Raw genomic sequence first — 20285 nt, forward strand, 5'->3', positions numbered from 1 at the left:
CCCCGCTCGTCTAATCGGATCGAGCGCGGCCGTTTCGCCGCGCGCCTTCATCCGGAGACACGCATGACCCCGATCGAGCAGGAAGTCCGGCGCCGCTGGCTGCCCGTGCTGGCAGGCGGCCTGATCATGGGCGCCGCGCTCGGCATCCGCCACGTGCAGGGCCTGTTCCTCGCGCCCGTGTCGCTCGACCACGGCTGGTCGCGCGAGGCGTTCGGGCTCGCGCTGGCGCTGCAGAACCTGATCTGGGGCGTCGCGCAGCCGTTCACCGGGATGATCGCCGACCGCTTCGGCTCGGTGCGCGTGATCATCGCCGGCATGCTGCTGTATGCGGCCGGGCTCGTCACGATGGCGCAGGCGGCCACGACCGGCCTGTTCACGGTCGGCGCCGGGCTCGTGATCGGCATCGCGCTGTCGGGCTCCGCGTTCGCGTCGATCTACGGCGCGCTGAGCCGCCTGTTTCCGCCCGACCGGCGCGGCTGGGCGCTCGGGGTCGCCGGCGCGATCGGCGGGCTCGGCCAGTTCTGCATGGTGCCCGTCGCGCAGGAATTGATCGGCGGCATCGGCTGGCGGCACGCGTTCATCGCGCTGGCGCTCGTCGCCGCGCTGCTCGCGCCGCTCGCCGTGCTGCTGCGCGACCGGCCCGCGCAAGCGGCCGGCGCTGCCGCCGGCGCCGGCGCCGACCAGTCGATCGGCGAAGCCGTGCGCGAAGCGTTCGCGCATCGCGGCTTCTGGCTGCTGAACGCGGGCTTCTTCGCGTGCGGCTTCCAGCTCGCGTTCATCGCGACGCACCTGCCCGCGTACCTGCTCGACCACGGACTGCCGGCTCGCCACGCGAGTGTCGCGCTCGCGCTGATCGCGCTGACCAACGTGGCCGGCACTTACGCGTGCGGCCATCTCGGCGGGCTGCTGCGGCGCAAGTACGTGCTGTCGGTGCTGTACCTCGTGCGCGCGCTCGCGATGGCCGCGTTCGTCGCCGCGCCGCTGTCGCCCGCGAGCGTCTACGTGTTCGCGGCCGTGATGGGGTTCACGTGGCTCGGCACGGTGCCGCTGACGAACGGCGTGATCTCGCAGGTGTTCGGCGTGCGCTACATCGCGACGCTGTTCGGCTTCGTGTTCTTCGGGCACCAGCTCGGCAGCTTCTTCGGCGTGTGGCTCGGTGCAATCGTGTACGACGCGACGCACTCGTACATGCCGCTGTGGCTCGGCTCGATCGCGCTCGGCGTGCTTGCGGCGCTGCTGCACCTGCCGATCGACGACGCGCGCGTCGCGCGCCCGGCATCGGGCAATGCGGCATGGGCATGATCCGCGCGGCGCTGGCCGCCGGCACGCTCGCGTTCGTCGCGTGGTGCGGCGCGGCCTACTTCGATTCGGGTGTCGCGTACGCGCTGCTCGAGCACATCGCGTTCTGCAATTGATGCGGCAAACCGGCGCGTGCGGTCAGCGGCGCTTCGGCAACGCGGCCAGCGCATCGAGCGCACGGGCGCGCGCGGCCGCATGCTCGATCAGCGGCGCCGGATAGTCGATGCCGAGCCGCACGCCGGCCGCCTCGAGCGCCAGCGGCGACGCTTCCCACGGCGCATGGATCGACGCGTCGTCGAGGCCGGCAAGCTCGGGCACCCAGCGCCGCACGTACGCGCCGTCCGGGTCGAACTTGTGCCCCTGCGCGACCGGATTGAAGATGCGGAAATACGGCGCGGCGTCGGCGCCGCAGCCGGCCACCCATTGCCAGCTCGCCGCGTTGTTCGCGGGATCGGCATCGACCAGCGTGTCGCGGAACCATGCTTCGCCCGCGCGCCAGTCGATCAGCAGGTGCTTGATCAGGAACGACGCGACGACCATCCGCACGCGGTTGTGCATCCAGCCGGTCGTCCACAGCTCGCGCAGGCCCGCATCGACGAGCGGATAGCCGGTCCGGCCGCGCTGCCACGCACGTAACGCGACGGGATCGTCGCGCCACGGCATTGCATCGAATTGCGCACGGAAATTGTCGGTCGCGAGCGCCGGGAAGTGATACAGCAGCGTGTAGCTGAATTCGCGCCAGCCGAGTTCGCTCAGGAACTTGTCGGCGTGCGCCGCATATGCCGCGCCGCCTGCATTCGCGGCGCCCTGCACCGCATGCCACACCTGTCGCGGCGACACGTTGCCGAAACGCAGGAACGGCGACAGCCGGCTCGTCGCGGGGCGGTCGGGACGGTCGCGCGCATCCGCATAGCCGGCGAGCGAGGTCGTCAGAAACGTGTCGAGTCGCGCGAGCGCGCCGGCTTCGTCCGGCGCCGGCCACGCATCGCGCAGGCCGCCGGCCCAGTCCGGCGCATGCGGACGCAACGCAAGTGCATCGAGCGCCAGCGCGCGGTCGCGCACGGCTTGCGGCCACGGATGGAACGCGATCCGCTCGGGTGCCGGCAGCGGCGCGGCGACCGTGCGATCGCGGCGCGCCGCGCGCCAGTACGCGGTGAACACCTGGTACGGGCCGCCGCTGCCCGTCAGCACTTCCCACGGCTCGTTCAGCAGGCTGCCGTTGCTGCTCTCGACCGCCACGCCGCGCGCCTTGAGCGACGCCTTCAGCGCCGCGTCCGCGTCGCGCTGCGGCTGCGCATAGCGGCGGTTCCAGTACACGGCTGCCGCGCCCGTGTCACCGACGACGCGCTCGATCTCCCGCTGCGCGTCGCCGCGCAACAGCAGCAGGCGCCCGCCATGACGCGTGAGCGTGGCGTCGAGCCCGGCCAGCGACCCGTGCAGCCACCAGCGCGCCGCGCCGCCGAGCGCGGGCCCGGCGCCGGCGCCCGTGTCGTCGACGAACACGCAGACGAGTGGCCGGCCGGATTCGACCGCGCGCGTCAGCGCGGGCTGATCGGTCACGCGCAGATCGTCGCGGAACCAGACGATCGCGGGAGCAACGGACGGCTTGGCAGACACGGGCAGGCACCTCGATGGCGAAAGCAAAAGGAGACGCGTATTGTCGCGGCTGCGCTGCACGGTGTCGACGCCGGCCGTCATGGCCGGCACGCCACGTGCGACACCGCGCTCGAGCACACGATCCGCTTCAATCCGATGGAAGTCGCGCTACCGACCGGCAGCACGCCCGGAAGGTTTCTCAGTCGGGGATACGTCGACCGGCTCGTGCACACCGCGCACGGCTGACGCAACGCCGAACGCACCGAGGCAGGCCACGGCCGCTCGACGGGCCGACCGTGCTCGCCGGTGCGGCCGGCTGATCCGGTCGACGATGCGTCGCGTCAATCGAGCCGGAACGCGGCCTCGAAGCGCTCGGCGAATGCGTCGAACTCGTCTTCCGGCAGATGATTGATGCCGCCTGCGCGCTTGCGCCCGCCGCCGGTCGCGAAGCCGCGGCAGAACTCGTCGGCGCCGATCGGCCGGCCGTCGGGCACGCGCACGCTGACGACCAGCCCGCCGCCCGCGCGCGGCGACAGCACCGCGAGCGCTGCATGCGGTGCGTTGCGCATCCGCTCGTTCGCGAGCATGCCGGTCGCGCGCCGCGCCCACGGATGATCGGGCATCCGGACCAGCGTCGCGCCCGGCACCTCGCGCAGCGGCGCGAGCGCGCACGCGCGCGCCATGTCGTCGCGGTAACCGTCGCGCAATGCGGCGAACACCGCCGTGTCGCGTACGAAATCGAGCGGATCGATGCACGGCAGCATCGCGTCCGCGAGCGTCGCCGGATCGAAATGCAGATCGCCGACGCACTCGCCGTATGCGTTGTAGTTCAGATAGCGCCCGAGTTCGGCGAGCATGCAGCGCTCGGCTTCGTCGACGCCATGCTCGCGCGCCAGCGCGTCGCCGAGCGCCGGCAGTTCGTCGCCATAGGCGGCGACGATCGCCCAGCGCACGTACCGGCCGCCGAGATAGCGGTTCACGATCGCGCTCGTGCAGACGTCGGCCGCCATGTCGATATGCACGTCGAAACGCGGATGGTCGGGCAGCTCGCCGGCAAAGTGATGGTCGAAGTAACGAACCGTCGCGCCGTCGCGCAGCAGCCGCGCGCACGCGTCGCGGTTCTGGTCGTGCGACACGTCGAGCACGGTGACGATGTCGCCCGCACCCGCGTCGATGCGCTCGAGCAGCCGGATGTCGCGCTTCACGCCGGTCACGAGCGTGCCGTGCACGCGTTCGGCGAGCCGCAATTGCTGAAGCGCGCACAGGCCGTCCGCGTCGCCATTGAACGCGAAGACGTGCCGCGCGTACCGGTTGTCCTGCATGATCTGTTGCTCCATCGTCAAGGTATGAAATCGCCGCCGTTTGCATCGCGTGGCGTGGCGTGCACGGCGAGTTCGCATGCCCGGTATTTTGCCGCAACCGCGAGCGCGTTCTTCAACTCAATGGAGCGTAGCCGCCCTCCCCCGCAAACGGCTTGCGGGGTGCCTCCGTGTCGTTCATCACGATCGCGTGGCCGCCGCTCCATGTGCGGCACGCCTTGCCGCATGCGCACCAGCGTGTGAAACACACGGGTATCGAGCGCAGCCCCGTCGAGATCGGTTTTCTCCAGCGGCTCCGGAAATCGACCACGCACGAATGAATGCGCCGCCTCGACCGCGGATTTCACGCCGCCCCCAAGGACCGCCGACGGACGCAGCATCGTTCCATGTCATACGTCATCAGATGTGAAAGCGCTCGCTTCCCCTCCCGATATTTATGCAGAAGGCGGGATATTTCCGGGTAAACCCGTGACGTCATCCTCGGTCCACCGGCGTACCATGTCATACGACGACGTACTACATTGAATCGGCATCCAGACGCCGACGCGGGCCGCCGCCCCGTCCGCCGTCACCCGACCGGAGACACCCTTGAACCCGCCCTCGTCCGCCCTGCCCGGCCGCGACCCGCTCGCGTCCGCCGTCTCGAAAGTGAAATGGCACGTGCTGCCGCTCGTGCTGATCATGTTCATCGCGAACTACATCGACCGCGTGAACGTCGGCTTCGTCGATCGCCACCTCGAAGCGTCGATCGGCATCGGCGCGGCCGCGTACGGGCTCGGTGCCGGGCTGTTCTTCGTCGGCTACGCGCTGTTCGAAGTGCCGTCGAACCTGCTGATGCAGCGCTACGGCGCGCGCATCTGGCTCGCGCGGATCATGGCGACGTGGGGCATCGTCGCGGCCGCGATGGCGTTCGTGTGGAACGACACGTCGTTCTACGCGCTGCGCTTCCTGCTCGGCGCGGCCGAGGCCGGCTTCTTCCCCGGCGTCGTGCTGTACCTGTCGCAATGGCTGCCGCCGCAGGAACGCGGCAAGGCGATGGCGATCTTCCTCGGCGGCTCCGCGTTCGCGTCGGTGCTGTCCGGGCCCGTCACCGGCGCGCTGCTGTCGATCCGCGGCTTCGGCCTGGAAGGCTGGCAATGGATGTTCCTGATCGAAGGGCTGTTCTCGGTCGCGCTGTGCGGCGCAAGCTGGCTGCTGCTGAAATCGCATATCCGCGATGCGACGTGGCTCACCGCCGAAGAACGCACGGCGCTGCAGAACGCACTCGACGAGGAGCGCGCGACGCGCGACGTCCGCTCGAACGTGCCGGTGCGCGCCACCACGCTGCTGCGCGATCCGCAGATCATGCTGTTCTGCTTCCTGTACTTCTCGATCCAACTGACGATCTACGCGGCCACGTTCTGGCTGCCGACCATCATTCGCAAGATGGGCGGGCTCACCGATTTCCAGGTCGGCCTGTACAACACGATTCCGTGGATGATCGCGATCGGCGCGATGTACGGCTTCGCGGTGCTGTCGTCGAAGTGGAAGCATCCGCAGCGCTGGCTGGCGTGCGCGCTCGTGCTGGCCGCGTGCGGGCTGTTCGCGTCGACGTCGCATGATCCGGTCTGGTCGTTCGCGTCGATCTGCTTCGCCGCGCTCGGCTTCAAGGCCGCGTCGTCGCTGTTCTGGCCGATTCCGCAGGGCTACCTCGATACGCGGGTGGCCGCGGCCGTGATCGCGCTGATCAACTCGGTCGGCAACCTCGGCGGTTTCGTCGCGCCGACGGCCTTCGGCTATCTGAAGCAACATACGGGTTCGATCACGGGCGGGCTGTATGCGCTCGCGATCGCTTCGCTCGTCGCCGCGGTCGCCGCGCTGTTCGCGCGCACGCACCGGCGCAGCGATCCGCCGCGCGGCCAGCCGGCCGACGAAACTTTCTCGCACGCCTCGATGCTCCGCCATGCCGAACACTGACCGCCTGACCGTCGTCGTCTCGAATGCCGTCGACGGCGACCTCGCCACCTTCGCCCTCACCGGCGACGGTACGCTCGCGCCGCTCGCCCGCTATCCGGCCGCCGACGTCGCGATGCCGATCGCCGTGCAGGCCGACCGCACGCGGCTCTACGTCGCGACGCGCGGCGAGCAGCCAACGATCGTCGCGTTCCGCGTCGCCGCCGCCACGGGCGCGCTCGCGCGCATCGGCACGACCGCGATCGACGCGAGCCATGCATACCTGTCGCTCGACCGCAGCGGCCGCTGGCTGCTCGGTGCGTCGTACGGCGGGAATTCGCTGAGCCTCTACGACGCCGGGCGCGTGCGCGACGGCGACGGCACGCCGCTGCAAGTCGCGGGCGGCATCGCGAACGCGCATGCGGTGATCGTGTCGCCGGACAACCGTTTCGCGTACGTCAGCTCGCTCGGCTCGGACCGCGTGTTCGGCTTCGCGCTCGTCGAGGACGCCGCCGGCCTGCGCGCGGTCGAACACGGCGACACGCGCGTGCCCGCCGGCTTCGGCCCGCGTCACCTGCGGTTCGCGGATGACGGCCGCACGCTCGTCGTCGTCAGCGAATTCCAGGGAATGCTCGCGACCTTCGCCCGCGACACCGACACCGGCCGGCTCGGCGACCCGCACGTGAGCGCACGCCATCCGGCCGTCGCCGAACTCGCGCAAGGCCATGCGCGCCCGCCCGCCCCGACCGAGCCGTCCGTGTGGGCCGCCGATCTGCACCTGACGCCCGACGAGCGTTTCGCGTACGTCAGCGAGCGCACATCGAGCCGGTTGCTCGGCTACCGCCGCAACGAAGACGGCACGTTCGAGCCCACCCACGCGACGCCCACCGAGACGCAGCCGCGCGGCTTCGCGATCGATCCGTCGGGGCGCTGGCTCGTCGCGTGCGGCGAGCAGTCGGAGCACGTGGCTGTGTATGCGATCGCGCCGGACGACGGCACGCTGTCGCTGCACACGCGCGTGCCGGGCGGCCGCGGCGCGAACTGGATCGCGATCGTCTGAAAGCTTGAAGGTTTGAAGAAGCATCCGCGCATGCGCGAGGACCGGCAAGCCGATGCGGGGGCAACGTTCAGCGCCGCTCGCTCGGCGCCACGCCCGTCCAGCGCTTGAACGCGCGCGTGAAATTCGCGCGGTCGGTATAGCCGACGCGCGCGGCGATCTCGTCGACCGGCAGCCGCGTGCCTTCGAGCAGCCGCAGCGCGTCGCGCAGCCGGATCTCGTCGAGCAGCGCCGAATAGGTCGCACCGTATTCGGCGAGCTTGCGCTTGAGCGTGCGCGCCGACACATGCAGTTCGCGCGCGACGTCGTCGACCGACGGATAGCCGCCTTCCCCGCAGATCAGCAGGTTGCGCACGCGCTCGACGATGCTCTCCGCATAGCCGAGCCGCGCGAGTTCGGCCTCGCACTGCTGGACGATCATCTGCGCGGTCTGCGCGTTCGCGGTGCCGATCGGCTCGTCGAGCAGCGCGGCGTCGCAGCGGATGCGGTTCGCGCTCGCGTCGAAATGGCAGCGCGGCAGCCGCGCGCGATAACGCTCGAACCACGGCGGCTCCGGCCATTCGAAATGGAGCTCGGCACGCGACTGCAGCGTGCGCCCCGGCGTCGGATACAGCAGCGAATTGAACAGGATCGCGGTTTCGACCAGAAAGTTTTCCACCGCGAACTGGCGCAGCCGGCCGAGCGGAAACGCTTCGAGCACGTCGATGTCGACGATGCCGTCGAGCTGCGCGAGCCGCACCGAGAAAAAAGGCACGCGCGTCGGCAGGTAGCGGATGCCGAGCGCGATCGCCTCGCCGAGCGTCGCGCAGCTCATCAGCCCGAAGCCGATCAGCCCCGCTTTCGTCAGGCTGCTGCGCAGGCCGATCTCGATCGCGATCGACGGATCGTCGGTCGCGTCGAGCAGGTTGAACACGATCGCCGCCTGCTGCAGCGGCGTGATGCGCGCATCGGGCTGCGCGAGCCGGTCGCGCGCGACGCCCGAGCCGGCGAGAATGCGGCCGCCGTCGATGCCGCGCTCCTCGGCCAGCATCAGCATGAACAGCGCATACGCGGACGACACCGTCGCCTTGTTCAACTGGCGCGCGGCATCCGGAACGGACAAGGCCATGCGGCGAACTCCCGAGCGGTTTCGGCGGATTGTAGCGTCGCTGGCCCGCCATGACACCACGGTGGCACTCTAGCGGGCCGACCTCCGCTCAGGCGCCCGCGCGTCGGCCAACGTGGCCCGAAATGACACCACCCTTGGCACCGACGGCCCTCGCCTGCGTTCCGGCACGCGCCTATGCTTGTCACATCGGCATTGCGCCCCACTCTTTCCGCACGGATTCCGGTCGATGAGCCAACCCGCACGAACCGCCTTTCGCCACGACGCCGACAGGGTCGCGTACGTCCGCCGCGAAGTGAACGCCGCGAGCGACGCGATCCGCGCACGCTTTCCGCTGCTCGACAACCAGAACCTCGTCGGCGCGACCGTGATGGCCGTGTCGGTGAGCGCGATGCTCGCGATCGCATGGCTGTATGCGCGTGGCGCGATCGCGTGGTACGTCGCGCTGCCGCTCGCCGCGTTCGTCACGTCGCTGATCCACGAGCTCGAGCACGACCTGATCCACCTGATGTACTTCAAGAAGACGCCGTGGGCGTATCACCTGATGATGGCGCTGTGCTGGCTCACGCGGCCCGGCACGATCAACCCGTGGACGCGCCGACGCATGCACCTGCATCACCACAAGGTGTCGGGCGGCGAATCGGACCTGGAGGAATACGGCATCACCAACGGCGAGCGCTGGGGCGTGAAGCGCCTGCTGATGATCGCGGACGGCATGCTCGCCGTCGTGCTGCGGCCGGCCGCGATGCGTCGCAAGGTGAAGCAGTACGTGGCCGCGCAACCGGTGCAGGACCCGTCCGAACGCCTGCAGTTGCGCATCGAGCAGGTGTCGTCGTACATGCCGATCGGTCACCTGTACTACACGCTGTGGCACGCGTTCATCGTCTATCACGTCGGCCTGTTCGCGCTGCATGCGTTCGATGTCGCGGTGACGGTGCCCGCCGCCGTCGAGCGCGTGATGAGCGTCGTCGATTTCCTGGCGGTGGTGTGGCTCGGGCCGAACTTCTTGCGCAGCTTCTGCATCAACTTCGTCAGCTCGAACATGCACTATTTCGGCGACATCGACTCGCGCAACGTGATCCAGCAGACGCAGGTGCTGAACCCGTGGTGGATGCTGCCGTTCCAGCTGTTCTGCTTCAATTTCGGCAGCACGCACGCGATTCATCATTTCGTGGTGCGCGATCCGTTCTACATCCGGCAACTGACCGCGCGCCATGCGCATGCGGCGCTGCGCGAAGTGGGCGTGCGCTTCAACGACGTCGGCACCTTCGCCCGTGCGAATCGCTGGGGCGGCTATCGTCCGTCTCGCCGCACGCACCACGCGCAGGCCGACGCGTAACGGCGGCGGCGCGCCGCATCAGCGCCGCATCAAGCGTCGATCGGCGGCATCGGCCCCTGCCCGCGAATCCACGACCAGTTCGCGAGCTCGGCCATTTCCTTGTCGCCGCGACTGTCGCCATACGCGAACAACTGCTTCGGCGGCCGGTTGCCCCACCATCCGCGCAGCCGCACGACCTTCTGCGGCCCCCAGCAGTTCTCGCCGTCGAGGCGCCCGGTGAAGACGCCGCGCTCGAACGCGAGCCGCGTCGCGAGCACCGTGTCGAAGCCGGCCGTCTTCGCCCACTTCTCCAGATACAGCGACGGCGATGCGCTGACCAGCACGACTTCATGCCCACGCGCCCGATGCTCGCGGATGCGCTCGAGCATTTCCGGACGCACGAGGCGCGGCAGATAACCGTCAACGAAGGTGCGCGCGTGCGCATCGAGCGCGTCTTCACGAATCGGCCCGAACGCGAACGACGCGAACTTTGCCTTCGCGTCGCCGCGCGACAGCAGCCCGGCCTTCATCGCGACGATCCACGGCAGCGCGCGCAACCCGGCCCACGCGAAACGCGGCGTGCCGACCGCCTGGCGGACGAAATGGCGAAAGCTGTCGGTGGTCGTGATGGTGCCGTCGAAATCGAAGGCGGCGACGATGCGGTCGGTCATGGAGAATCGGCGGGGAAAGCGATGAGATGCCCGGGAAGATAGCAGACTCGCGGGGGCCCGCGCGAAACCGTAGAGTCCGCCCCGACGCCCCCTCAGCGATCATGCACCATCGCCCGTGAACGCCCAGTTATCTCAAATAGTGGGCCGCCCCTCCCGCAAACGACAATGATTCTCGTTTACGCTAGACTCCGCCGCTCGATAAAAACACGTCCGCGACAGTACGGACGCGTCACGCCGCCCGGATTCCGACTTGCCGCCCTGGGATGGATCACCGACTACACCCGATTTGCGTCCCATGTCGACACTTTCGTTACCCGTCCGGCGTCTCACGCCGATTGCCTTCGGCATTGCGCTCGCCTGCACCTTCCCGGCCGCCGCACGGGCCCAGCAGGCGACTTCCGCCGCCGTCAACGCCAATGCCGCGTCCGATGCCGCCATGCTGCCGTCGATCAACGTGACCGGCGCGGCCGAGCCGCTGCCCGGCGACCTCGCACCGACCTACGCCGGCGGCCAGGTCGCGCGCGGCGCGGATTTCGGCGTGCTCGGCCGGCAAAAGGCGAGCGACGTGCCGTTCAGCATGACCACCTATACGTCGAAACTGATCGAGGACCAGCAGGCGCGCACGCTCGCCGACGTACTCGACAACGACCCGGCCGTGCGCAGCGCCTCCGGCTACGGCAACTTCTCGCAGGTATTCGTCATCCGCGGTTTCGAGCTTGCCGGCGACGACGTGTCGCTCAACGGCCTGTACGGCGTCACGCCGCGGCAACTCGTCCAGACCGATGCGGTCGAGCGCGTCGACGTGTTCAAGGGCGCGAATGCCTTCCTGAACGGGGCGTCGCCGAACGGCTCGGCGGTCGGCGGCGGCGTGAACCTGCAACTGAAGCGTGCGGACGACAAGCCGCTCACACGCGTCACCGTCGACGGCGCCACGTCCGGTTCGCTCGGCACGCATGTCGACATCGGCCGCCGCTTCGGCAGCGAAGGCCAGTTCGGCGTGCGCGTGAACCAGTCGATCAGCGGCGGCGACACGGCCGTCGACGACGAGCGCCGCCGCAGCAACGTGACGGCGGTGTCGCTCGACTGGCGCGGCGACAAGCTGCGCCTGTCCGGCGACTTCCTGTATCAGCGGCAGCGGATCGACAACGGCCGCCCGGTCGTGCTCGTCAGCGGCGATCAATTGCCCGCCGTGCCGTCCGCGACGCACAACTATGCGCAACCGTGGAGCTTCAGCGAACTCGAGGACACGGTGGGCATCGTGCGCGCCGAGTATGACTTCCTGCCAGCATGGACGGCCTACGTATCGGCCGGCGCACGCCATACGAACGAGCATGGCGACTATTACACGCCGACCTACTCGTCGTCCGGCACGACCGGCTCGCGCCTGAGCGTGCCGCACAAGGAAGATGCGCAGTCGGCCGAGGCCGGCGTACGCGGCCGCTTCACGACCGGCCCCGTGTCGCACTTCGTGACGGCCGGCGCGTCGTTCATCCGCGTCGACAGCCAGTCCGCGTACACGCTGTCGAACGCGTTCCCGACGACGCTCTACGATCCCGCGCCGATCGCGTCTCCGCCGACGGCCTACACGGGCGGCGACATGAACGATCCGGGCACGGTCACGAAGACCTGGCTGCGCAGCCTCGCGGTGTCCGATACGCTCGGCTTCCTGGACGACCGCGTGCTGTTCACGATCGGCGCGCGCCGCCAGTCGATTTCGGTCGACAACTTCAGCTACACGGGCGCGGTCACGGGCGTCTACAGCGACGCGATCACGACGCCCGTGTTCGGTCTCGTCGTGAAGCCGTGGCGCAACGTGTCGATCTTCGCGAATCGCAGCGAAGCGCTCGCCCAGGGCGAGATCGCGCCGAACACCGCGCGCAACGCAGGCCAGGCGCTGTCGCCGTACCGGTCGAAGCAATATGAAGCCGGCATCCGCTACGACACCGACAAGTACGGTGCGTCGCTTGCGCTGTTCCAGATCGAGAAGCCGATGGCGTACACCGACCCGGCGACGAACCTGTTCGGCGCCGACGGCACGCAGCGGCACCGCGGCATCGAGACGGCCGTGTACGGCGAGCCGTGGAAAGGTGTGCGGCTGATCGCCGGCGCGACGTACCTCGACGCGACGCTGCAGAACACGGCGAGCGGCGCGAACGACGGCCACCGGCCGATCGGCGTGCCGTCGTTCCTGCTCAACGCGGGTGCCGAATACGACGTGCCGATGCTGCGCGGGCTCACGCTAACCGCGCGCTGGCTCCACACGGGGCCGCAGTACCTGGACGTCGCGAACACGATGTCGATCCAGGCGTGGGACCGCTTCGACCTCGGCGCGCGCTACGCGACAAACGTGTTCGGCAAGAAGACGACGTTGCGCGCGACCGTGCGCAACGTCGCGAACAAGTCGTACTGGTCGTCGACGATCGGCGGATACCTGACGCAGGGCGACCCGCGCTCGGTGTGGCTGTCGATGACGACGGATTTCTGACCGACGCGGAAGGGAGTGGCGGGCTGCCGCCAGAGTTTGCTATACTCTCGGTCTTCCGGAGAGATGGATGAGTGGTTTAAGTCGCACGCCTGGAAAGCGTGTATAGGTTAATCGCCTATCGGGGGTTCGAATCCCCCTCTCTCCGCCAGGATTGACGAGAAAGCCCCGCAGAATCAATGTTCTGCGGGGCTTTTTGTTTCTCGGCCCATCAGCAACCCATCACCAGGCCGAACGTCGCCCGGGTCGCTGCGCTTCCCACTGCTCATGCCTGGCAAGAACTGGCGATGAACTCGCATCACGCCGAGGTCTCTCGTTACTGCCACGTCGCGCGCAATGAGCCCCGGCTTGCCGAAGCGGTCTTGGTCGACGCCTCAAACATTCCCGCGCCCGACCGTTAAACTGCTTTCCCGATAAACAATATCGAAACGCGTAGAGACCATGAAAAAGAAAACACGAATCGCGATCGCCGGAATCGCAATCGCCGCAGGCATCGCTTCCAGTTATGCGAGCCCGTACATCACCATGTATCAGATGCGATCGGCCATGGCAGACAAGGATGCCGACTCGTTTTCGTCGCACGTCGACTTTCCGTCGCTGCGCGAAAGCCTGCGTGGTCAATTCCTGACCATGGTGCAATCGAAACTGGCGAATTCGCCCGACATGAAAGGCAATTCATTCGCCGGTCTGGGAATGATGGTGGCGATGGGTTTCGCGAATCAGCTCATCGACACGATGGTGACGCCGGCGGGCGTCATGACCATGATGGCTCAGGGAACGGCCAAACCCGCGCACCCTGCCGATGTCCCGGCGGCCCCCGCATCCTCCGCCGCCCCGACGGAAGCGACTCACGCAGGTTCCGATGTCGGCGCGACGCCGGATCAAGCCAACTCGACGCCGAAAGTCGACTATTCGGTACGCTACAAGAACTGGTCGACCGTCACCGCAACTGCGCGAAAAGGAACGGACGACCAGGTGACGCTGGTATTCAAGCGTGATGGTCTCTGGTCGTGGAAACTGAGCGGCATCGACCTGCCGATCGACCGGATCGCTCCGAACTGATCGCCGAGCGTGCGAAGCGCGATGGATGCCGAGCGCCGCACGCTAAAGATCGGCATTGATCCGACGATATAGGAGGTTTCGGCTCCGCGAGTCACGTCCATGCGATTCAGCCTGCGGTTCATCATGACGGCCGGCGCGTCGGCCATGCTGGCGGCCTGCGCGACAGCACCGTCGCACCCGACGATCAGTACCACCGTTGCCGTCACATCGACTCCGTCACCGCAGAAAACACTACGCGATGGCGGGGCCGCAACCGACCTGTCAGTCGTCGGTCAGCCCGCGCCGACGTTCCACACGCTCCTGTCCGTTCGCGAATGTGTTGCCGGAAAATGCACGGCAGGCATCGCAAAGCCGACGATCGCGGTAACCGTCCAGCGCGTTTCCGAAGGGCACGCGACCATACGCTTCATGGTGACCATGGATATCGCCGGCAGTCAGACGCTGAAATCGCAAACCAGCCAGGCGACGTCGGAAGTGACCCTGTCGGTCCCGTCGGGCGCGACGCCGATCACCGATCAGTTTGCCGTTGACCGGGTCGCGACGATCAAGGTGGGCGAGTTTCGACACGTGGCGTTGCCGCACGGCATTCGTGCCTATGTGTGCGTCGCGATCCCCAATGCAAACGACGTGACGGACGGAAGCTGCGATGTCGGTCGCATGCAAACGACCAAAGGTGCCGAACTCGGGACTTCCGCGCTCTAATCCGCGTCATACGATACGACATTCGCCCCCTCACGGATGCCGAATGTAATCCACCAACGCCCGCGTATACTCATCCGGCCGCTTATCACACAGACTCACCACGATCGCCACCGCGAACCCCGCCGGCACGCCGAACACGCCTGAGCTGATCGACTCGATCCCGAACCACGTACGTCCGGCGAACCCGGTCAACTGCGTGAAGAACGGATAAGTCGACACGATGTAGTACACACACACCGCCAACCCCGTCACCATCCCGGCAATCGCGCCACGCGTCGTCGTGCGCTTCCAGAACACCCCCAGCACCAGCACCGGAAAGAAGCTCGACGCCGCCAGCGAAAACGCGGCGCCGACGAGGAACAGGATCTTCCCGGTATTGAGCGACGCGACATACGACGCGAACAGCGCCACCCCCAGCAGCAGCACCTTCGAGATCGTCACGCGCCGCTGGCTCGACGCATCGGGCGCGACCATGCAGTAATAGACGTCGTGCGACAGCGCATTCGCGATCGTCAGCAGCAACCCGTCCGCGGTCGACAGCGCCGCAGCCAGCGCACCGGCCGCGATCAGCCCCGACACCACGTACGGCAGCCCCGCGATCTCCGGCGCGGCCAGCACGACCATGTCCGGCTGCATCTGGATTTCCGACCAGTGCACGATGCCGTCGCGAATCACCTCGACGACGCTGATCAGGTCGGGTTCGAAGTGATGCCATTGCGTGACCCACGCCGGCAATTCGGCGAACGGCCGCCCGACGAGATTCGCGAGGATCTCGTACTTGATCAGCACCGCGAGCACCGGCACGCTCAGGTAGAACAGCGCGATGAAGAACAGCGTCCAGCCGACCGAGCGCCGTGCCGACGCGACCGACGTGGTCGTGTTGTAGCGCGTCAGGATGTGCGGCAGGCTCGCGGTGCCGAGCGACAGGCACAGCAGCAGCGCGAGGAAATTCCGCTCGCGCGGCTTGCGTTCGTCTTCGCTCGCGGCCGGAAACGGCTCGTGCATCGGCACGGGCGGCTCGGCCCGCGCGAGCAGGTCGTCGCGCGCCTGCGTCCACGCCACGCGCGCCGCTGCCGGATCGCGCGGGAAATCGGCCAGTTCGCGCTCGCGCTGGCTGATCTCGCGCAGCGGCCCGTTGTGACGGCGCAGGTCGGCAAGCTGGTCGACGAGATGTCGACGCGCATCCGCATAGGACGCCGGCAGCCGGTCGAGCCGCGTCTGAATAGCCGCGGCCTGCCGGCGATACGCATCGCGCACCTGCTGCTCGTCGTGCGCGTCGCGCACCTGCGCCTCGCGCGCCGCGACGCGCTCCATCAGCTTGCCGTAATTGAACTGCGGCACGGGGCCGAGCCCGTTCTTCATCGCGATCAGCGACACCGGAATCAGGATCGCGCTGATCAGGATGATGTACTGCGCGACCTGCGTCCACGTAACCGCGCGCATCCCGCCGAGAAACGAGCACACGAGAATGCCCGCGAGCCCGCAGAAGATGCCGATCGCGAAATCGACGCCGATGAAGCGCGTCGCGATCAGGCCGATCCCCTGGATCTGCGCGACCAGGTACACGAACGAACACAGGATCGCCGCGCCGGCCGCGAGCGCACGCACGGCCGTGCTCGAGAAGCGCGTGCCGAGAAAGTCGGGAATCGTGTAACGCGCGAGCTTGCGCACATACGGCGCAAGCAGGAACGCGACGAGGCAGAACCCGCCCGTCCAGCCCATCACGTACGCGAGCGCGTCGTAGCCGGTCGCGTAGAGCGAGCCGGCCAGGCCGATGAACGACGCGGCCGACAGCCAGTCGGCCGCCGTCGCCATCCCGTTGAACGCGGATGGCACGCGCCGCCCGGCCACGTAGTACTCGACGAGATCGGACGTGCGCGACAACAAGCCGATCACCGCATACACGGCGATCGGCACGAACAGGAACACGTAGCCGATCCAGACGCCCGAGCCCGTCGCGCGCTCGATCCGCCACATCAGCAGCACGAAGCCGAGAAACCCGAGCGTGTAGAGCGCGTATGCGCGTATCAGTCGATGCGTCAGCATGAATCAGCGCCCGCCGTTCGCATGGCCGGCGCGCGCCGCATGCTCGTCGTACGCGCGGCGCAGCGTGCGGTCCGCGCGTTGCATCAACCCGATGTAGGCGACGATCAGCACGAGGTACACGAGAATCGCGCCCTGCGCGCCGACATAGAACGGCAGGCTGAAGCCGGCGAAGCGAACGCCGGCGAGCGCGGGCCCGAAGAACGGCACGATGAACGACACCGCGAAGCCGGTCACCATCAGCACCGCGATCAGCGCGACGTTGAAGCGCCAGTAGCGCGCATGCGCACGCGCGAGCGGTTCGGGAACGGGGGGTGGCGCGGCAGGCGCCGAACGGGTCGGAACGGTCATGCCGTTATGTAGCAAAAAGCCCCCGCGCGGGCAATCGGGATTGCCGCGCAGGGGCTCGTGCGCGAGATGCGCAACCGGCAGGCGCTCAGCGCACTTCGGTGAGCTGCTCGAGGATGGCCGGATTCTCGAGCGTGGACGTATCCTGCGTGATCGCCTCGCCCTTCGCGAGCGAGCGCAGCAGGCGCCGCATGATCTTGCCCGAGCGCGTCTTCGGCAGGTTGTCGCCGAAGCGGATGTCCTTCGGCTTCGCGATCGGCCCGATCTGCTTGCCCACCCAGTCGCGCAGCGTCTTCGCGAGCGCCGCCGCTTCGTCGCCTTCCGGGCGCGAGCGCTTCAGCACGACGAATGCGACCACCGCTTCACCGGTCGTGTCGTCCGGACGGCCGACCACCGCCGCCTCGGCCACCAGCTCATGCGACACCAGCGCCGACTCGATCTCCATCGTGCCCAGCCGGTGGCCCGACACGTTCAGCACGTCGTCGATCCGGCCCATGATCGTGAAGTAGCCGGTCTCCTTGTCGCGCACGGTGCCGTCGCCGGCCAGATAGAGCGTGCCGCCGAGTTCTTCCGGGTAGTAACTCTTCTTGAAGCGCTCCGGGTCGCCCCAGATCGTGCGGATCATCGCCGGCCACGGGCGCTTGACGACCAGAATGCCGCCTTGCCCGTTCGGCACGTCCTGACCCGTCTCGTCGACCACCGCGGCCGTGATGCCCGGCAGCGGCAGCGTGCACGAGCCCGGCACGGTCGGCGTCGCGCCCGGCAGCGGCGTGATCATGTGGCCGCCGGTTTCGGTCTGCCACCACGTGTCGACGATCGGGCAGCGCTCGTGGCCGACGTGCTTGTGGTACCACATCCACGCTTCCGGGTTGATCGGCTCGCCGACCGTGCCGATGATGCGCAGGCTCGACAGGTCATAGCTTTTCGGATGGACCTTGTCGTCGGCTTCGGCGGCCTTGATCAGCGAACGGATCGCGGTCGGCGCGGTATAGAACACGGTGACCTTGTGATCGCCGATCATCTTCCAGAAGCGGCCGGCGTCCGGATACGTCGGCACGCCTTCGAACACGACCTGCGTGCCGCCGCACGCGAGCGGGCCGTAGGTGATGTACGTGTGGCCCGTGACCCAGCCGATGTCGGCCGTGCACCAGAACACGTCGTCGGGTTTCCAGTCGAAGGTCCACTTCATCGTCTGCGCGGCCCACAGCAGGTAGCCGCCCGTGCTGTGCTGCACGCCCTTCGGCTTGCCGGTCGAGCCCGACGTATACAGGATGAACAGCGGATGCTCGGCGCCGACCCAGGTCGGCTCGCAGCGGTCGGATTCGCCATCCACCAACTCGTGCATCCACAGGTCGCGCTCCGCATGCCAGTCGATCTGGCCGCCGGTGCGTCGATAGACGATCACGCTCTTCACCGCTTCGCAGCCGCCCAGCGCGATCGCCTCGTCGGCGATGCTCTTGAGCGGCAGCGTCTTGCCGCCACGCGCCTGTTCGTCGGCGGTGATCAGCGCGACCGCGCCGACGTCGACAAGCCGCTCGTTCAGCGATTTCGCGGAGAAGCCGCCGAACACGACCGAGTGCGTCGCGCCGATGCGCGCGCAGGCCTGCATCGCGACGATGCCTTCGATCGACATCGGAATGTAGATGACGACGCGGTCACCCTTGCCGATCCCGCGTTTCTTCAGCGCATTGGCGAAGCGCGACACGCGCGCGAGCAGGTCCGCATAGGTGACGCGGGTGACGGTGCCGTCGTCGGCCTCGAAGATCACCGCGACGCGCTCGCCGTTGCCGGCTTCGACGTGGCGGTCGAGGCAGTTGTACGACGCGTTCAGCTCGCCGTCGTCGAACCATGTGTAGAACGGCGCGTTGCGCTCGTCGAGCACCTTGGTGAACGGCTTGTGCCACGTGAGGCCTTCGCGCGCGAGACGCGCCCAGAAGCCTTCGTAATCCTGCTCGGCCTCGGCGACGAGCGCGCGGTAGGCCGGCATGCCGGAAATGGTCGCCGTCTTCTCGAGCGCCGCGGGCGGCGCGAACTGACGGGTTTCGTGAAGAACCGATTCAATCGCAGACATCGACTACCCCTTGGTGAACATGAATCCTCTGCATGGCGGCGCGATCGTGCGCGCCGCGCGTCGTCCTGGCCGGCGCCTGCGCGCCGCTGTCTCCCACCACCTGCACGCGACCGCGAAGGCCTGCGCACGATGCTGCACCGCACCACATCACGCGAACGTGACTCGCAGCCCGGCAGTTTCCACGATAAGCGCTCCAACTTACCCGTCACTTACGCGGCATGGCCGTGTCGTGCGCCGGGCGGCGCGCATCGAGGGCGGCTTTACGCTGTTACAACCGCGACCCTACAATCCTAACTGAACTCGCCTTCCGGACTCCAGCTTGAATCGCTACGCCCTCTTCCTCATCCTGTCGATGCTGTTCGTCGGCAGCAATGTCGGTATCGGTAAATCCATCGTTGTATTCGTTCCCGTCGCCATCCTCGCCACGCTGCGCTTCGTGATCGCGATCGCCGTGCTGTGGCCGCTGTTCAGCCCCGTGAAGATGCGCGCGGTCAAGCGCGGCGAATGGCTGAACCTGTTCCTGCAGGCGTTCTTCGGCACCTTCATGTTCACGCTGCTGATGCTCAACGGCGTGCAGCGCACGAGCGCGGTGGCCGCGGGCGTCATCACGAGCACGATCCCGGCGATCGTCGCGCTGTTCGCGTGGCTGATCCTGCGTGAAAAACCGAACGGCCGTGCACTCGTGTCGATCGCGCTCGCGATCGTCGGCGTCGTGACGATCAACCTCGCCAACGGCGGCGCGGCCGACCACGGCGCGCAGGGTGACGCGTCCGGCTCGCTGGCGGGCAACCTGCTGATCCTCGGCGCGGTGTGCTGCGAATCGATCTACGTGATCCTGTCGCGCCGGCTCACGCAAACGCTCGCGCCGATCGACATCTGCGCGTACACCCACCTGTTCGGCCTGTTCCTGATGCTGCCGCTCGGCGCAACCGCGCTGTGGCGCTTCGATTACACGAGCGTGCCGGCCGGCACCTGGGCGCTCGTCGTCTGGTACGGGCTGTCGGCCAGCATCTTCTCGTTCTGGCTGTGGATGAAGGGCATCCGGCACGTACCAGGCAGCCTCGCCGGCGTGTTCAGCGCGGTACTGCCGATCGCCGCGGCCGCGTACGGCATCGCGTTCCTCGGCGAGCGCCCGACGCTCGCGCACGGCATCGCGCTCGCGTGTGTCGTCACCGGCATCGTGCTCGCGAGCCTGCGCGTGAAACGCGTGCCGGCGGCCGCTTCCTGATCCGTCCCCGGCAGTGCCGGCGCGTCGCTGCAGCGGCGCCGGCCGACGCGTT

Annotated in this window: 17 protein-coding genes and 1 tRNA gene; 10 read left to right on the forward strand and 8 right to left on the reverse strand. The window is 67.9% G+C overall.

Features of this window, described 5'->3' with window-relative positions:
* Positions 1-63 precede the first annotated feature (63 nt).
* Together JMF86_RS10805 and JMF86_RS35275 are read left to right on the forward strand one after the other, a co-directional pair.
* Positions 64-1302, forward strand: a complete 1239-nt coding sequence (locus JMF86_RS10805) for an MFS transporter (RefSeq protein ID WP_054927984.1) — start codon at positions 64-66, stop codon at positions 1300-1302.
* Positions 1293-1415, forward strand: coding sequence for a hypothetical protein (locus JMF86_RS35275; RefSeq protein WP_054927985.1), 123 nt, complete (start codon positions 1293-1295; stop codon positions 1413-1415). Before JMF86_RS10805 ends, JMF86_RS35275 begins: the two co-directional genes overlap by 10 nt.
* Before the next feature lie 22 nt (positions 1416-1437).
* On the opposite strand, the gene JMF86_RS10810 is transcribed toward JMF86_RS35275, so the two are convergent.
* From JMF86_RS10810 to JMF86_RS10820, 3 genes are all read right to left on the reverse strand, one after another.
* Positions 1438-2916: a deoxyribodipyrimidine photo-lyase gene (locus JMF86_RS10810; protein ID WP_197285589.1), complete on the reverse strand. Its 1479-nt coding sequence runs from the start codon at positions 2914-2916 to the stop codon at positions 1438-1440.
* Positions 2917-3236: 320 nt separating this feature from the next.
* Positions 3237-4217 (reverse strand): acetyltransferase, encoded by a 981-nt coding sequence (locus JMF86_RS10815; protein ID WP_200095230.1) that lies wholly within the window; start codon positions 4215-4217, stop codon positions 3237-3239.
* A gap of 17 nt (positions 4218-4234) precedes the next feature.
* Positions 4235-4594 carry a hypothetical protein gene (locus JMF86_RS10820; protein ID WP_082409331.1) on the reverse strand — a complete coding sequence of 120 codons (360 nt, stop codon included), beginning with the start codon at positions 4592-4594 and terminating at the stop codon, positions 4235-4237.
* A gap of 208 nt (positions 4595-4802) precedes the next feature.
* Between JMF86_RS10820 and JMF86_RS10825 the strand changes: the two genes are divergently transcribed.
* Together JMF86_RS10825 and JMF86_RS10830 are read left to right on the forward strand one after the other, a co-directional pair.
* On the forward strand, positions 4803-6170 hold the full coding sequence (locus JMF86_RS10825) for an MFS transporter (RefSeq protein ID WP_012328858.1): 1368 nt from the start codon (positions 4803-4805) through the stop codon (positions 6168-6170).
* Positions 6157-7206 (forward strand): beta-propeller fold lactonase family protein, encoded by a 1050-nt coding sequence (locus tag JMF86_RS10830; RefSeq protein WP_054927986.1) that lies wholly within the window; start codon positions 6157-6159, stop codon positions 7204-7206. The genes JMF86_RS10825 and JMF86_RS10830 overlap by 14 nt, the downstream gene beginning before the upstream one ends.
* 67 nt (positions 7207-7273) lie before the next feature.
* Here the strand turns inward: JMF86_RS10830 and JMF86_RS10835 are convergent, their stop codons facing one another.
* Entirely contained in the window at positions 7274-8311 is a 1038-nt protein-coding gene (locus tag JMF86_RS10835) for an AraC family transcriptional regulator (protein WP_034174502.1), read from the reverse strand.
* A 226-nt stretch (positions 8312-8537) separates the two neighbouring features.
* On the opposite strand from JMF86_RS10835, the gene JMF86_RS10840 reads away from it, so the two are divergent.
* Positions 8538-9647, forward strand: a complete 1110-nt coding sequence (locus JMF86_RS10840; RefSeq protein ID WP_054927987.1) for a fatty acid desaturase — start codon at positions 8538-8540, stop codon at positions 9645-9647.
* A gap of 29 nt (positions 9648-9676) precedes the next feature.
* On the opposite strand, the gene JMF86_RS10845 is transcribed toward JMF86_RS10840, so the two are convergent.
* The gene (locus JMF86_RS10845) at positions 9677-10297 is read right to left on the reverse strand and encodes an HAD family hydrolase (protein ID WP_054927988.1); all 621 of its coding nucleotides are present in this window, start codon (positions 10295-10297) and stop codon (positions 9677-9679) included.
* A 295-nt stretch (positions 10298-10592) separates the two neighbouring features.
* On the opposite strand from JMF86_RS10845, the gene JMF86_RS10850 reads away from it, so the two are divergent.
* The 4 genes from JMF86_RS10850 to JMF86_RS10865 all read left to right on the forward strand — a co-directional run bounded on the left by JMF86_RS10850 (position 10593) and on the right by JMF86_RS10865 (position 14543).
* Positions 10593-12782, forward strand: coding sequence for a TonB-dependent siderophore receptor (locus JMF86_RS10850; RefSeq protein ID WP_054927989.1), 2190 nt, complete (start codon positions 10593-10595; stop codon positions 12780-12782).
* Positions 12783-12839: 57 nt separating this feature from the next.
* Positions 12840-12930, forward strand: a tRNA-Ser gene (locus JMF86_RS10855).
* 290 nt (positions 12931-13220) lie between these two features.
* Positions 13221-13841: a DUF2939 domain-containing protein gene (locus JMF86_RS10860; RefSeq protein WP_054927990.1), complete on the forward strand. Its 621-nt coding sequence runs from the start codon at positions 13221-13223 to the stop codon at positions 13839-13841.
* Between the two features lie 99 nt (positions 13842-13940).
* On the forward strand, positions 13941-14543 hold the full coding sequence (locus JMF86_RS10865) for a hypothetical protein (protein ID WP_054927991.1): 603 nt from the start codon (positions 13941-13943) through the stop codon (positions 14541-14543).
* A 30-nt stretch (positions 14544-14573) separates the two neighbouring features.
* Here the strand turns inward: JMF86_RS10865 and JMF86_RS10870 are convergent, their stop codons facing one another.
* From JMF86_RS10870 to acs, 3 genes are all read right to left on the reverse strand, one after another.
* Positions 14574-16589, reverse strand: coding sequence for a sodium:solute symporter family protein (locus tag JMF86_RS10870; RefSeq protein ID WP_054927992.1), 2016 nt, complete (start codon positions 16587-16589; stop codon positions 14574-14576).
* Positions 16590-16592: 3 nt separating this feature from the next.
* A complete protein-coding gene (locus JMF86_RS10875; protein WP_054927993.1) occupies positions 16593-16937 on the reverse strand; it encodes a DUF4212 domain-containing protein in 345 nt (114 codons plus the stop codon).
* A gap of 85 nt (positions 16938-17022) precedes the next feature.
* Positions 17023-19005 carry an acetate--CoA ligase gene (gene acs, locus JMF86_RS10880; protein WP_125380594.1) on the reverse strand — a complete coding sequence of 661 codons (1983 nt, stop codon included), beginning with the start codon at positions 19003-19005 and terminating at the stop codon, positions 17023-17025.
* 319 nt (positions 19006-19324) lie between these two features.
* On the opposite strand from acs, the gene JMF86_RS10885 reads away from it, so the two are divergent.
* A complete protein-coding gene (locus JMF86_RS10885) occupies positions 19325-20233 on the forward strand; it encodes a DMT family transporter (RefSeq protein ID WP_054927998.1) in 909 nt (302 codons plus the stop codon).
* Positions 20234-20285: the final 52 nt, after the last annotated feature.

Origin of the sequence: Burkholderia sp. E168m15, from assembly GCF_016586105.1 — a bacterium.
Taxonomy (GTDB): Bacteria; Pseudomonadota; Gammaproteobacteria; order Burkholderiales; family Burkholderiaceae; genus Burkholderia; species Burkholderia orbicola.